Source organism: Pseudoalteromonas sp. FUC4, assembly GCF_008370255.1.
In the GTDB taxonomy this organism is placed as follows: Bacteria; Pseudomonadota; Gammaproteobacteria; order Enterobacterales; family Alteromonadaceae; genus Pseudoalteromonas.
This window is the reverse complement of sequence record NZ_SEUI01000003.1, coordinates 255,020-267,777: the sequence shown is the minus strand read 5'-3', so window position 1 is coordinate 267,777 and position 12,758 is coordinate 255,020. Positions and strand designations below refer to the sequence as shown.

At 39.6% G+C, this 12,758-nt stretch carries 17 protein-coding genes; 12 read left to right on the top strand and 5 right to left on the bottom strand.

What is annotated here, in order from left to right:
• Positions 1–4 precede the first annotated feature (4 nt).
• From EU510_RS10730 to EU510_RS10710, 5 genes are read right to left on the bottom strand one after another with little or no spacing between them, the layout of a single operon-like run.
• Positions 5–298, bottom strand: a complete 294-nt coding sequence (locus EU510_RS10730; protein ID WP_149593489.1) for a lipid asymmetry maintenance protein MlaB — start codon at positions 296–298, stop codon at positions 5–7.
• Entirely contained in the window at positions 291–971 is a 681-nt protein-coding gene (locus tag EU510_RS10725) for a phospholipid-binding protein MlaC (protein ID WP_149593488.1), read from the bottom strand. Before EU510_RS10725 ends, EU510_RS10730 begins: the two co-directional genes overlap by 8 nt.
• Positions 972–976: 5 nt before the next feature.
• A complete protein-coding gene (gene mlaD / locus EU510_RS10720) occupies positions 977–1,525 on the bottom strand; it encodes an outer membrane lipid asymmetry maintenance protein MlaD (RefSeq protein ID WP_002957950.1) in 549 nt (182 codons plus the stop codon).
• A 13-nt stretch (positions 1,526–1,538) separates the two neighbouring features.
• Positions 1,539–2,318, bottom strand: a complete 780-nt coding sequence (gene mlaE, locus EU510_RS10715) for a lipid asymmetry maintenance ABC transporter permease subunit MlaE (protein ID WP_002957949.1) — start codon at positions 2,316–2,318, stop codon at positions 1,539–1,541.
• Complete coding sequence (locus EU510_RS10710; protein ID WP_149593727.1) at positions 2,318–3,133, bottom strand: ATP-binding cassette domain-containing protein; 816 nt, start codon at positions 3,131–3,133, stop codon at positions 2,318–2,320. Before EU510_RS10710 ends, mlaE begins: the two co-directional genes overlap by 1 nt.
• A 255-nt stretch (positions 3,134–3,388) precedes the next feature.
• On the opposite strand from EU510_RS10710, the gene EU510_RS10705 reads away from it, so the two are divergent.
• From EU510_RS10705 to mgtE, 12 genes are all read left to right on the top strand, one after another.
• Positions 3,389–4,357 (top strand): calcium/sodium antiporter, encoded by a 969-nt coding sequence (locus tag EU510_RS10705; protein ID WP_149593487.1) that lies wholly within the window; start codon positions 3,389–3,391, stop codon positions 4,355–4,357.
• Positions 4,358–4,360: 3 nt separating this feature from the next.
• Positions 4,361–5,332 carry a KpsF/GutQ family sugar-phosphate isomerase gene (locus tag EU510_RS10700; protein WP_149593726.1) on the top strand — a complete coding sequence of 324 codons (972 nt, stop codon included), beginning with the start codon at positions 4,361–4,363 and terminating at the stop codon, positions 5,330–5,332.
• On the top strand, positions 5,333–5,884 hold the full coding sequence (kdsC, locus tag EU510_RS10695) for a 3-deoxy-manno-octulosonate-8-phosphatase KdsC (RefSeq protein WP_149593486.1): 552 nt from the start codon (positions 5,333–5,335) through the stop codon (positions 5,882–5,884).
• Positions 5,881–6,435 carry an LPS export ABC transporter periplasmic protein LptC gene (gene lptC / locus EU510_RS10690; protein ID WP_149593485.1) on the top strand — a complete coding sequence of 185 codons (555 nt, stop codon included), beginning with the start codon at positions 5,881–5,883 and terminating at the stop codon, positions 6,433–6,435. The genes kdsC and lptC overlap by 4 nt, the downstream gene beginning before the upstream one ends.
• Entirely contained in the window at positions 6,425–6,970 is a 546-nt protein-coding gene (gene lptA / locus EU510_RS10685; protein WP_002957943.1) for a lipopolysaccharide transport periplasmic protein LptA, read from the top strand. Before lptC ends, lptA begins: the two co-directional genes overlap by 11 nt.
• On the top strand, positions 6,967–7,692 hold the full coding sequence (gene lptB, locus EU510_RS10680) for an LPS export ABC transporter ATP-binding protein (protein ID WP_002957942.1): 726 nt from the start codon (positions 6,967–6,969) through the stop codon (positions 7,690–7,692). Before lptA ends, lptB begins: the two co-directional genes overlap by 4 nt.
• Positions 7,693–7,761: 69 nt before the next feature.
• Entirely contained in the window at positions 7,762–9,261 is a 1,500-nt protein-coding gene (locus tag EU510_RS10675) for an RNA polymerase factor sigma-54 (RefSeq protein WP_149593484.1), read from the top strand.
• Between the two features lie 26 nt (positions 9,262–9,287).
• Positions 9,288–9,575 (top strand): ribosome hibernation promoting factor, encoded by a 288-nt coding sequence (gene hpf / locus EU510_RS10670; RefSeq protein WP_007580301.1) that lies wholly within the window; start codon positions 9,288–9,290, stop codon positions 9,573–9,575.
• 4 nt (positions 9,576–9,579) lie between these two features.
• On the top strand, positions 9,580–10,032 hold the full coding sequence (gene ptsN / locus EU510_RS10665) for a PTS IIA-like nitrogen regulatory protein PtsN (RefSeq protein ID WP_024595797.1): 453 nt from the start codon (positions 9,580–9,582) through the stop codon (positions 10,030–10,032).
• Between the two features lie 18 nt (positions 10,033–10,050).
• Complete coding sequence (gene rapZ, locus EU510_RS10660) at positions 10,051–10,896, top strand: RNase adapter RapZ (protein WP_002957938.1); 846 nt, start codon at positions 10,051–10,053, stop codon at positions 10,894–10,896.
• Positions 10,897–10,938: 42 nt separating this feature from the next.
• Complete coding sequence (locus EU510_RS10655) at positions 10,939–11,211, top strand: HPr family phosphocarrier protein (RefSeq protein ID WP_002957937.1); 273 nt, start codon at positions 10,939–10,941, stop codon at positions 11,209–11,211.
• 131 nt (positions 11,212–11,342) lie between these two features.
• On the top strand, positions 11,343–12,701 hold the full coding sequence (gene mgtE, locus EU510_RS10650; RefSeq protein ID WP_149593483.1) for a magnesium transporter: 1,359 nt from the start codon (positions 11,343–11,345) through the stop codon (positions 12,699–12,701).
• Positions 12,702–12,758: the final 57 nt, after the last annotated feature.

Sequence of the window (12,758 nt, the reverse complement as noted above, 5' to 3'; positions counted from 1 at the left end):
ACTCTCACTCAAATAGGGTTGTAACCTGACCCAATTGCATTAAATTTTGCAACTGCTCAGGTAGGTTTTGCAATTCAAGGCGAATGCCTTGCTGCTTTAATTCTGCAAAAGAGTGAATTAACCAAGCTAAGCCTGCTGTGTCAACCCTTGATACCCCACTTAGGTCGAAATAGATGGTTTTATGCTTAGTTAATAACTTATTGTTCAGAAGCTGTTCATCGCCAATTGAATTTCGAGTAAGCTCACCGCTTACTCCAAAATGTTGTCCATCAACTTGGCTTATTGCCAATTTAGTCATTCGAGTTACTGCCTCTAAACTGAACTGGTAGCTGACTCTTTTGCTCTAAAAGGTTACTTACATTATCAATACCTTGCTGACGCAAAATACCTTGCAGCTCACTTTGCTTTGCATCTAGTAAGCTAATACCTTCGGCAATCATATCGTACGCGCGCCATTCACCGTCGCGGTCTTCGCGTACTTTAAAATCGATTCTGATATCAGGTTTACCGCCTTCAATAATTTTAGTCTTAACAACAACGACGTCTTTACCTTTAAACGCTTGCTCTGGACCAAACTCAACTTTCTGGTTTGTGTATTGAGTAAATACACCTGCATAAGTAGCAACTAAGTACTCTCTAAATACACCAATAAAGCGTTGAATTTCTTTAATTGCTTTGGCCTTTTCAGCCTCGTCGGTAATTGCACGAACTTTAGATACTTCACTACCAAGTACACGAAGTGCTGCATATTTATAGTCGATGTAAGGCATTAATTCTTCTTCGACTATTACGCGAAGGTACTCTTGATCTTTAACAATTAATGGCTGATCTTTTTTGATGCGCGCAAATGTATTGTCGGCAACTTGGCGTACCATTTTATTTGGATCTGTTAATTTCACATCTGCTGCACTTACGCTTTGAGTTAGCGTCATTGTGCCAATTGCTACAATAGCTAAAAACTTTTTCAACATAATAATTACTCACTACCTTGGTTGAATAAAAACTGCCCGATTAATTCTTCAAGTACAATGGCAGACTTAGTATCAGTGATTGAATCGCCATCACCTAGTGCTTTGCTTTCCACACCAAATAAATCGTCAATTGCTTCATCTTGCTTGTTTTCTGTCACTGTTTCGCCTAGACAACGTTGCTTAGCAGAATCTGGAGAAATTACAGGGTGAATACCTAAGTACTGCTCACCTAAAATACCCGACGTTAAAATAGAGATTGAGCTTGTGTCTGAAAAACGGCATAAGTACTGTGCATCAATGGTCATATTAACGACTGGTAAAAACTCTTGTGGGTGAACATAAATTGATTCAACACGACCAATTACAACACCACCTACTTTTACCGGCGCACGCGCTTTTAACGAGCCGATGTTTTCAAACTTGGCATTAAGCGTATATGTTTCGCCAGAGCCACTAATACCTGAATTGGCAACTTTAAGTGCAAGCATCGCAAAAGCTAAAATGCCAAGTGCTACAAAAAAACCAACTAAAATTTCTAATTTCCGTGAATTCATTATCTATACCCTATTAGCTGGTAAACATTACCGCTGTCAAAATAAAGTCAAAACCTAAAACTGCTAATGACGAATGAACAACCGTTTCGGTGGTTGCTTTGCTGATCCCTTCTGAGGTCGGCACACAGTCATATCCTTTATAAAGCGCAATCCAGGTCACCACTATGGCAAATACAAAACTCTTAATAATACCGTTTAGTATGTCTTGCTGAAACGACACTTGCGATTGCATGATTGACCAAAAACTACCTGTATCAACCCCCAGCCAATCTACACCCACTAAATGAGCGCCTATGATTGCTACGGCTGAAAATATCAATGCAAGCAATGGCATGCTTATAAAACCCGCCCAAAAGCGTGGTGCAATAATACGTTTTAGCGGATCGATTGCCATCATCTCAAGTGATGAAAGTTGCTCTGTTGCTTTCATTAAGCCAATTTCAGCAGTCAATGCGCTACCTGCGCGTCCTGCAAACAGTAATGCAGTAACAACCGGGCCCAGTTCTCGCAATAAACTCAGTGCCACTAACGGCCCTAAACTATCCTCAGCGCCATAACCAACTAATACGGTGTAACCTTGTAAAGCCAACACCATGCCGATAAACAAACCCGACACCATAATAATGAGTAACGATTGCGAACCGACCATATAAAGTTGGCGAACAAGTAACGGTGTGCCTTTTTTAAAATTAGGAACATGCGCTAGCGCACTAAACAGCATATAAGCCGAACGGCCAAGAGCCGCAAAACGTCCTAGCGTTTTATGCCCTAGCTTTTGAAATAAATCCAACATTATGCTTTTTCTCCAAGTAGTTCGTCTGTATAAGCTTGAGCCGGAAAATGAAATGGTACTGGACCATCCGACAAGCCTTTTAAAAACTGTTGAACTAAAGGAGATTCATGACTGCGCATTTCATCTGGAGTACCACAACCAATTACCCCTTGATCGGCGATAATTATAACGTGATCGGCAATGCTCATGACCTCTGTTACATCGTGTGTCACAATTAAAGACGATAAACCCAATACTTCGTTAAGCGACTTAATTAGCTTAACCAATACGCCCATCGAAATAGGGTCTTGCCCTGCAAATGGTTCATCGTACATGATTAGTTCTGGATCAAGTGCAATAGCGCGTGCAAGTGCAGCACGCCTTGCCATACCACCAGACAACTCTGATGGCATTAAATCTTTAGCGCCACGTAGTCCAACTGCTTGCAGTTTCATTAGCACAACTAATCGAATCAGGTCTTCACTTAGCTTTGTGTGCTCTCTTATAGGAAACGCGATATTGTCAAATACTGACATATCAGTAAACAACGCACCACTTTGAAAAAGCATACTCATTTTAGTACGTGCTTCGTATAACTCTTTACGAGACATTTTAGGAATGCTGCCACCTTCAAATAAAATATCACCTGAATCTGGTTTAAGCTGACCACCAATTAAACGCAACATAGTGGTTTTGCCAATTCCGCTTGGCCCCATAATCGCAGTAATTTTACCTTTAGGAACGCTAAAACTCATATTTTTATATATGGTTCTATTGCCTCTCGAAAAGCTAACATCCTTGACTTCTACTATTGATTGCGACAAGTCGCTCTCCATAAAAATGTTCACTAGTGCCCCTATTTTAAAGCTTTTTTGTAAAAGATGGAAAAAACAATTCGTAAGATTTTGTAATACCCCCCTGAAAAGGATTATAAGACTCGCTTAAAACAGCTTAACCCCGGCTTAAATTTCTAAATTAGCTGTTTAAAAGCAACATTGTTACCTAGTTGACCTTACTCTTTTATTTATACTTTCATCTTAGCTTTTGTTACTATTCGCGCCATCCGTATTTTGTATGACTGGCTTAACACAATGGTTACCTCGTTTGTTATTTTAATTCTTGGTTTTGCAGCTCTTGTTTGGAGTGCCGATAGGTTTGTTTATGGGGCTGCGGCTCTTGCTAAAAACTTTGGTGTACCTACACTTATTGTTGGTTTGACCGTTGTAGCCATGGGCTCTTCAGCCCCTGAAATGATGGTTTCAGCCTCTGCCGCTCTGGCTAACAAAACCGACACAGCGGTTGGCAATGCCGTTGGCTCAAATATTACAAACATTTTACTTGTGTTAGGTATCACAGCTCTATTTCGCCCTCTTTCAGTTTCATCTAGTACATTAAAACGCGAAATGCCATTAGTGATGCTCGTATCTTTGGCTACTTGGTATGTGTTCTCAGATAACTATTTTTCATTTAGTGAAGGTGTTGCACTTTTAGTTGGCTTTATCGTATTCATCGGTGGGTTAATCATTGTATCTATGCGTGCAAAAAACCAGGATGACCCATTTGTTTCAGAAGCCTGCGACGATGTACCAAACGATGTACCTACTAAAAAAGCAGTCTTTTGGTTAATTGTCGGCATGATACTCCTGCCGGTTAGTTCTCATTTTTTAATCGGCTCAGCTGTCGATATTGCTAAATACTTCGGCTTAAGCGACTTAGTAATCGGTTTAACAATTATTGCCATTGGTACTAGTTTGCCTGAACTTGCAGCTTCGGTTGCAGGTGTACTTAAAAATGAAGATGATTTAGCACTAGGTAATATTGTTGGCTCAAACATATTTAATATTCTAGCGGTATTACCACTTGCCGGTATTATTAATCCTTCAGCAATTGACCCATCATTAGTAAGCCGAGACGTATTAATTATGATTGGTGCAACACTTGCTCTTATTATTATGTCATTGAACTTTAGAGGCACCCAACGTATCAATAGAGTAGAAGGCGGCTTATTGCTAATAGCGTTTTTGGGTTACCAAGGGTATATTTTTAGTCAAGTAGGGTAAATGATGGCAACGCTAAACTTTATTGAACAAGGCCTTCGCGTTTTAGATGTTGAGCGCCAAGCACTGAGTGATATTGCACAATATGTAGATGAAAACTTTCATAACGCGTGCCAATTAATGTACGACTGCGAAGGCCGTATTATTGTCATTGGCATGGGAAAATCAGGTCATATTGGCAATAAAATAGCGGCAACCCTTGCAAGTACTGGCAGTCCTGCGTTTTTTGTTCACCCTGGTGAAGCAAGTCATGGTGATTTAGGTATGATCACTAAAAATGACGTGGTTATGCTTATTTCTAATTCAGGGGAGACCAGCGAAGTTTTAAATATCATTCCGGTTTTAAAACGACTTGGTGCCAAAATGATAGCGATGACTGGCAATACGCAATCAACCATGGCGACTCTTGCTAATGTACATGTGTGCATTAAAGTAGAAAAAGAAGCCTGTTCATTAGGTCTAGCTCCTACATCAAGTACCACAGCAACACTTGCGATGGGCGATGCCATGGCGGTTGCATTATTAGAAGCTCGCGGCTTTACAGCAGATGACTTCGCGCTATCTCACCCAGGTGGTAGTTTAGGCAAGCGCTTATTACTTACTTTAAAAGATGTTATGCACAGCGGCGCAAATACACCTATTATTGGTGTTTCACAAACAGTTAAAGACGCCCTTATTGAAATGTCAGCTAAAGGGTTAGGTATGACAGCCATTGTTGATGAAAATCAGCAACTCGTAGGGTTATTTACCGATGGCGATTTGCGTCGTATTTTAGAACAAAAAATTGATATTCATACAACACAAATAGATGTTGTTATGACCAAGTCATGTACTACGGCTACCCAAGATATTTTAGCCGCTGAAGCGCTCAATATTATGGAACGTAAACGTATAAATGGCCTAATCGTCGTCAATGAGAAAAACCAACCTATTGGCGCATTAAATATGCAAGATCTATTAAAAGCAGGAGTATTATAAATGCAATTTGAAGAACTCTATCAACCGCTGAGCAATGATGCAAAAGCACGCGCTAAAAAAGTAAAACTACTTATATGCGATATTGATGGTGTATTTTCTGATGGCCGTATTTACCTTGGCAATCAAGGTGAAGAGCTAAAAGCATTTAATACAAAAGATGGTTTTGGCATTAAAGCACTTATAAACAGTGGCTTTGAAGTGGCTGTAATTACTGGTCGTCATTCACAAATAGTGCAACAACGTATGAGCAGCTTAACCGTACAGCATATTTATCAAGGCCAAGAAAATAAGCTCATTGCCTATCAAGAATTAAAAGATAAACTCAACCTTAGCGATGAACAAATTGCTTATATTGGTGATGACGGTCCTGACATGCCTGTTATGGAGTTAGTAGGCTTTGCAGTTGCAGTAAATGATGCCCATCCACTTATCAAGCGTTTGTCACATTATGTAACGCAAATGCCTGGTGGTTTTGGTGCTGTCAGAGAACTCACCGATTTGCTCATGCTTGAAAATGGTAAAGCATTGACTACACAAGGCACTAGTTCATGAATGCAGCGCGCATAATATTAAGCGTTTTATTCATTAGCTGTATGGTTTGGCTTTGGTACCCTTATTTTACACAAACAAATGTTGCGCCTCAGGCTGAGCCAGAAGTTATTGCCAAGCCTGATTACATAGCCATTGAACTCAAACAAACAGCCTATGACGAACAAGGTAAGATTAGCCACAAAGTCACTGCGGCTAAAATGGAGCTATATCAACAATTAGGTTTTACGTTTTTCGAAAAACCCATTTTTACTTTATATAACGAAAAGCAAACGTGGCAAATAAATGCAGACGAAGCAACATTATACGAAGATAAACAATTAATTTTAGAAGGTAATGTGGTTGCCAAAAACTTAACCGATAACGCCATGATAGACAAAATCAATGCTGATAATATTCAGGTAGATATAAAGCTATTAACTATGCGTTCGGAGCAACCCGTTATCATCACTGGACCCAATTTAAAAATCACCGGTAAAGGCCTAGAAGCCGACTTAAAAACCGAAGTGATAAAACTAATTAACCATACGCGAACCATATACTATGACCAATAAAATATTAAAATCACTTATAATTCCTACACTTATACTAGCGTTTAATAGTAGTGCTGCAGAACAAAACACGCAACCTGCTGCCAATCAAATTTCAATAAGTGCCGACAAGCAAGAAGGTCAATTGAAAGCTAATGTGGGTATTTTTGAGAAAAACGTTGAGATTATTCACGGTAATCGCCGCATTACAGCCGATCGCCTAGAAGTACACAAACGTGATGAACTTGGTGATAATAAACAATTATTAATTGCCACAGGTAGCCCTGCGCACTTTGAAGAAAAGCAATCAGACGGCACGACTATGAGCGCCAGTGCTGACGAAGTACGTTATGATGTATCTAAGCGTTTTTTAACGCTTGTTGGTAATGCACAAGTATCGCAAGCCGGACAAAAAATAAATGCTAAAAGCATTACCTACGACATAGAGCAGCAGCTCATCAGTGCCGAAAAAGATGAAAACTCAACTGACCGCGTTCACACAATTTTAGTACCGATCGAAACTAAAAAAAGTAAAAAAGGCGATAAAGGTCAACCATGAGCACATTAAAAGCAGAACTATTGGCAAAAAGCTATAAAGGTCGTGAAGTTGTAAAAAACGTCGGCCTTGAAGTACAAGCTGGCAGTATTGTTGGCTTACTTGGCCCTAACGGTGCCGGTAAAACAACGACTTTTTATATGATTGTAGGGCTTGTTCCTAGCGACAAAGGTAAAATATCGATTGATGATAACGATATTACTCTTTTACCTATGCATAGTCGTGCTAGATTAGGCATAGGCTACTTACCACAAGAGTCATCAATTTTTAGAAAGCTGACTGTTTATCAAAACTTAATGGCCATTTTAGAAACGCGCAAAGAACTAAATAAACAAGCCAGAGAAGACACGCTCAATAACTTATTAGATGAATTTAGCATACAACACATTCGTGATAGCCAAGGTATGGCATTATCGGGTGGCGAACGTCGTCGCGTGGAAATAGCACGAGCGCTGGCAGCAGATCCTAAATTTATACTACTGGATGAACCGTTTGCCGGTGTTGACCCTATTTCGGTATTAGATATAAAGAAAATAATAGAACATCTTAAAAATCGTGGGATTGGTGTATTAATTACCGACCATAACGTAAGAGAGACCCTTGATGTTTGTGAAAAAGCCTACATTGTTTCTCATGGGGAGCTGATTGCATCAGGTACTCCAGAACACGTATTAAATGATAAAACAGTACGCGATGTTTACTTAGGCGAGCAATTTAGGCTGTAACATTTACGCCATGTCTTTAAGCATCTGCTAGTATTAATTATAACAACATAAAAGGATTGTTAGAGATACATGAGGCAATCACTACAGCTGCGCATGGGCCAGCAACTTACAATGACTCCACAGTTGCAACAAGCTATTCGTTTGTTGCAACTCAGTACATTGGATCTCCAGCAAGAAATACAAGAAGCTCTCGACAGTAATCCACTATTAGAGGTTGAAGAGGCAGACTATTCCGAAGACGCTGCTGGTAAAAATGAGCAAAAAGCTGATACCGATGACATAACTGTTAGCGCATCGGCTGATGATGCTCCGAGCGAATACGAACAAGATACTGGTGAAGCACTTGCAAAAGACACGCTAAGTGACGACATGCCTATGGATGTTAGCTGGGATGAGTACATGAGTGCCGCTCCTGCAGCCTCATCAGGTCCAATGCCTGAAGATGAATCAATATACCAAGGTGCCTCTACTGAAACGCTTCATGAATATTTGATGTGGCAATTACAACTAACGCCATTTAGCCCTACCGATGAAGCTATTGCTATTGCGATTGTAGAGGCCGTCGATGATTCAGGTATTTTAACACTAAGCTGCGAAGAAATTTTAGAAAGCTTTAATCAAGAAAACGAAGATGATAACGAAGTCGAACTTGATGAAATTGAAGCCGTATTAAAACGCATCCAACTGTTTGATCCTGTTGGTATTGCTGCACGTAGCTTACAAGAGTGTTTGTGTATTCAGCTTAATCAATTTGATAAAGAAACACCTTACATTAATGAAACTAAAATGATTTTAACCGAGCATATTGATCTATTAGCAGCTCGCGACTATCGTACATTAATGAAAAAAACTAAGCTCAAAGAAGAAGAGCTTAAAGAAGTAATGACACTGATACATACTCTCAACCCAAAACCTGCAGATACGATTGTAAGGGAAGAGTCTGAGTACGTTATTCCTGATGTGTCAGTTAAAAAAATTAAAGGCCGCTGGGTTGTCGAATTAAACCCAGATAGCATGCCTAAAATTCGTGTTAATAGCCAATACGCGGCAATGTCTCGTACTGTAAAATCAAGTGGCGACAGTCAATTTATTCGCTCACATTTACAAGAAGCTAAATGGTTTATTAAAAGCTTAGAAAGTAGAAACGACACGCTATTAAAAGTTACTAATTGTATTGTTAAGCAACAACAAGGCTTTTTTGAACATGGCCCTGAAGCCATGAAACCAATGGTTTTAAATGATGTTGCTGAAATGGTAGAAATGCACGAATCAACAATTTCGCGCGTAACTACTCAAAAGTACATGCATACACCCCGTGGTATATTTGAGCTTAAATACTTTTTCTCAAGCCATGTAAGCACTGAAAACGGTGGTGAATGTTCATCTACAGCAATACGTGCGCTTATTCGCAAATTAATCGCAGCAGAAAACTCAGCAAAACCATTGAGTGATAGCAAAATAGCGGATATATTGGCTGAGCAAGGAATTAAAGTAGCAAGACGTACAATCGCAAAATACCGTGAATCTCTTGCTATTCCACCGTCAAATCAGCGTAAAAGTCTGATTTAAGACGCTAAACTAAGAGGGTAATGCTTATGCAACTAAACTTAACTGGTCGTCACGTAGAATTAACCGATTCATTAAGAGACTATATTAATACTAAATTTGCGAAGCTTGAAAGACACTCTGATCATATTAATAATGTTCATGTCATTCTCGATGTAGAAAAATTAAATCAAAAAGCAGAAGCCACAATACACGTGAGCGGTGCTGAGCTATTTGCCTCTACAGAACATCAAGATATGTATGCCGCTATTGACTCGTTGATCGACAAGCTCGATCGTCAAGTAATCAAACACAAAGAGAAGCTTGCTCGACACTAATATGATGAAATTAAGTTCACTTATATGCCAGGACTGCAGCAAAGCTGCGGTCCTTTTTAATAGCAAAAAAAGAATTTTAGAGTTCATTAGCGAACTTGCTCATGACAAACTTCCGTATTTACCGCAACAAGATATTCTTAATGCTTTAATGAGCAGAGAGAAATTAGGTAGTACAGGTATAGGGCGTGGCATTGCTATTCCTCATGGAAGAATGAGCGGTGCAGAAGAGCCCTTGGCTTTAGTGCTCGTTAGCGAAACTCCAATAAACTTTGATGCAATCGATAATCGCCCTGTTGATATTTTTGTCGCACTCATCGTACCAGATGGCGATAACCAGCAGCACTTAAAGACTCTAGCAACCATTGCTGATAAACTAAACAACAAAGATTTTTGTAAACAGTTACGCAGTGCAAAATCTGATACTGAGCTTTACCAAGTTATTGTCGATCAATCATAGTTTTATAAAGGGTGTTAAATGGAGTTAATTATCATAAGCGGCCGTTCTGGTTCTGGAAAGTCGGTTGCTTTGCGCGTTGTAGAAGATTTAGGTTATTATTGCGTAGATAATATTCCAGTAAACCTACTACCTTCACTAGTTCGCAGTGTATCTGATAGCTACGATAAAATTGCTGTTAGCATTGATGTGCGCAATATCCCTAAAGAACAAGATGAATTTAACGATATTCTTGAATACTTGCCAGGCTTTGCAAACCCTACGTTATTTTATTTAGATAGTGACGATCAGACATTGATCAAACGCTTTTCTGAAACACGCAGATTACACCCACTATCAATTGACTCGTTGCCTCTTGATTTAGCCATCAAAAAAGAAAAAGAATTACTTGATGTGTTAACCACTCGCGCCGACTTTATGATAGATACGACTGATTTAAGTGTTCATCAACTCGCTGAATCTATTCGAGAAAAGATTTTAGGTAAAAAAGATAAGCAACTGATTGTCACATTTGAATCATTTGGTTTTAAACACGGTATACCAAAAGAAGCAGACTACGTATTTGATGCACGCTTTTTACCAAATCCACACTGGGAACCAGAGTTGAAGCCTTTAAATGGGTTAGATCAACCCGTTAAAGACTATTTGGCTAATCACAGCATAGTGCAAAAATTCACATGGCAAATTCAAACATTTGTCCAAACGTGGTTACCGCATTTAGAACGAAATAACCGCAGTTATTTAACCATTGCTATTGGGTGTACAGGCGGGCAACATCGCTCTGTGTATTTAGCGCAAACTATCGGTGAAAGTTTTGCAATGACACATCCCAATGTAAAAATTCGCCATCGCGAGCAAGAAAAATAATATAGCTGAATAATCATCTGTTCAGCTTAGGTAGAGTAAGTTATGCATTGTGAAGATACCTTTTTAATAAAAAACAAATTAGGCTTACACGCCAGAGCAGCTACTGTGCTTGCGCAATTAGCAGTACAATTTGATGCTACAATCACATTATTCCAAGATGACAAAGAAGCAGCAGGCGATAGCGTACTTGCATTAATGTTACTTGAAAGTAGCCAAGGAAAAGAAGTTAAAGTTGTTTGTAAAGGTCCTGATTCTGAGCAAGCTTTACACGCTGTTGGAGAATTAATAGCACAACGCTTTAATGAACAAGAATAACCTGTTTTATAAAAACAATATTCGCATTACTAATGCTTCAATTAAAACAGATATATAAAATAAATAGGTTAGTAACGCCAGTTAACTCACCTCCCCCCATAAAGTAATATAACAATTTATAAAGGACGCCAATGCCTGAAGCTTTTGAACAAGATTACCCACTACAGCAACTAAAACAGGTGACCAAGTCACTCAATAGTGGTCAATTTGTTCAAGTTAGGCGCATGCTCGCAAAAACGGCTCCTTGTGATACCGCATTATTATTAGAATCATCACCGCATAAAATTCGCCGACTGCTTTGGCAATTGGTTGATCCTGATGTGCAGGGTGATGTTCTTGAAGAATTATCTGAGGATGTTCGTTTAGGCATTATTGCCCAAATGGAACCTAAGCACATTGCCGCCGCAACTGAAGATATGGGCCACGATGACTTAGGTGAAGTATTACGTAGCCTGCCAGATACCGTCTATAAAGACGTTGTTAGCGCGATGGACATTCAAGACCGTGAACGTGCAACGCAAGCACTGTCATATCAAGAGCGTTCAGCTGGTGCGCTAATGAACACCGATACGGTGACCATCCGCCCTGATGTTACGCTTGATGTTGTACTTCGTTATATTAGACTTCGTGGTGAGTTACCAGAGGGTACAGATGATCTATATGTTGTTGATAAGCATAACTGCTTTATAGGCGCTTTATCGCTAAGTACATTATTAACTAATCCGCCAGAAAGAATTGTCCTTGATTTAATGGATGAAGATTGTGAGTCTATACCAATCTCAATGGATGAAAGTGAAGTAGCGCAATTATTTGAGCGTCATAATTGGATATCGGCCCCTGTGGTGGATGATAACGACCAACTCCTCGGTCGTGTTACTATCGATGACATCGTTGACGTAATCCGAGAAGATGCCGAGCATAGCTTATTAAGTTTGGCCGGTCTTGATGATGAAGAAGATACCTTTGCTCCTGTACTAAAAAGCTCTAAAAAACGCTCAGTTTGGCTAGGAGTTAATTTACTAACCGCACTTGCAGCTGCTTTTGTAGCTAGCTTTTTTGAAGGCACTTTAGATGTGCTCCCTATTTTGGCTGTGCTTAACGGTATTGTCCCTTCTATGGGTGGTGTTGCTGGTAGCCAATCATTAACGCTTGTTATCCGTGGTATTGCAGTAGGTCATATAAATCAAACAAACCAACGCTTTTTAATGATGAAAGAACTGGCCATTGGCGCGCTAAACGGCATTTTGTGGTCACTATTAATTGCGGGTGTTATTGCGCTATGGCAGTGGGACTTTATGCTTGGTGGCGTACTCGCCTTCGCTATGTTTATGAACTTAGTGGTGGCAGGTGTTGCTGGTGCAAGTATTCCAATAATACTTAAAAGAATGAATATAGACCCTGCTCTTGCTGGGAGTGTGGTGCTAACCACGGTGACTGACATTGTTGGTATATTCGCCTTTTTAGGGACTGCTACATGGTTACTGATATAAATTAAACGCTTTAAATTTAAAGAACTAAAGCAAAAAACACTTAGGGTAAATCAGTAG

Excerpts from the sequence above, each read along its gene's own strand:
- EU510_RS10730 (WP_149593489.1), bottom strand. The coding sequence starts at position 298 with ATGACTAAATTGGCAATAAGCCAAGTTGATGGACAACATTTTGGAGTA.
- EU510_RS10725 (WP_149593488.1), bottom strand. The coding sequence starts at position 971 with ATGTTGAAAAAGTTTTTAGCTATTGTAGCAATTGGCACAATGACGCTA.
- mlaD (WP_002957950.1), bottom strand. The coding sequence starts at position 1,525 with ATGAATTCACGGAAATTAGAAATTTTAGTTGGTTTTTTTGTAGCACTT.
- mlaE (WP_002957949.1), bottom strand. The coding sequence starts at position 2,318 with ATGTTGGATTTATTTCAAAAGCTAGGGCATAAAACGCTAGGACGTTTT.
- EU510_RS10710 (WP_149593727.1), bottom strand. The coding sequence starts at position 3,133 with ATGGAGAGCGACTTGTCGCAATCAATAGTAGAAGTCAAGGATGTTAGC.
- EU510_RS10705 (WP_149593487.1), top strand. The coding sequence starts at position 3,389 with ATGGTTACCTCGTTTGTTATTTTAATTCTTGGTTTTGCAGCTCTTGTT.
- EU510_RS10700 (WP_149593726.1), top strand. The coding sequence starts at position 4,361 with ATGGCAACGCTAAACTTTATTGAACAAGGCCTTCGCGTTTTAGATGTT.
- kdsC (WP_149593486.1), top strand. The coding sequence starts at position 5,333 with ATGCAATTTGAAGAACTCTATCAACCGCTGAGCAATGATGCAAAAGCA.
- lptC (WP_149593485.1), top strand. The coding sequence starts at position 5,881 with ATGAATGCAGCGCGCATAATATTAAGCGTTTTATTCATTAGCTGTATG.
- lptA (WP_002957943.1), top strand. The coding sequence starts at position 6,425 with ATGACCAATAAAATATTAAAATCACTTATAATTCCTACACTTATACTA.
- lptB (WP_002957942.1), top strand. The coding sequence starts at position 6,967 with ATGAGCACATTAAAAGCAGAACTATTGGCAAAAAGCTATAAAGGTCGT.
- EU510_RS10675 (WP_149593484.1), top strand. The coding sequence starts at position 7,762 with ATGAGGCAATCACTACAGCTGCGCATGGGCCAGCAACTTACAATGACT.
- hpf (WP_007580301.1), top strand. The coding sequence starts at position 9,288 with ATGCAACTAAACTTAACTGGTCGTCACGTAGAATTAACCGATTCATTA.
- ptsN (WP_024595797.1), top strand. The coding sequence starts at position 9,580 with ATGAAATTAAGTTCACTTATATGCCAGGACTGCAGCAAAGCTGCGGTC.
- rapZ (WP_002957938.1), top strand. The coding sequence starts at position 10,051 with ATGGAGTTAATTATCATAAGCGGCCGTTCTGGTTCTGGAAAGTCGGTT.
- EU510_RS10655 (WP_002957937.1), top strand. The coding sequence starts at position 10,939 with ATGCATTGTGAAGATACCTTTTTAATAAAAAACAAATTAGGCTTACAC.
- mgtE (WP_149593483.1), top strand. The coding sequence starts at position 11,343 with ATGCCTGAAGCTTTTGAACAAGATTACCCACTACAGCAACTAAAACAG.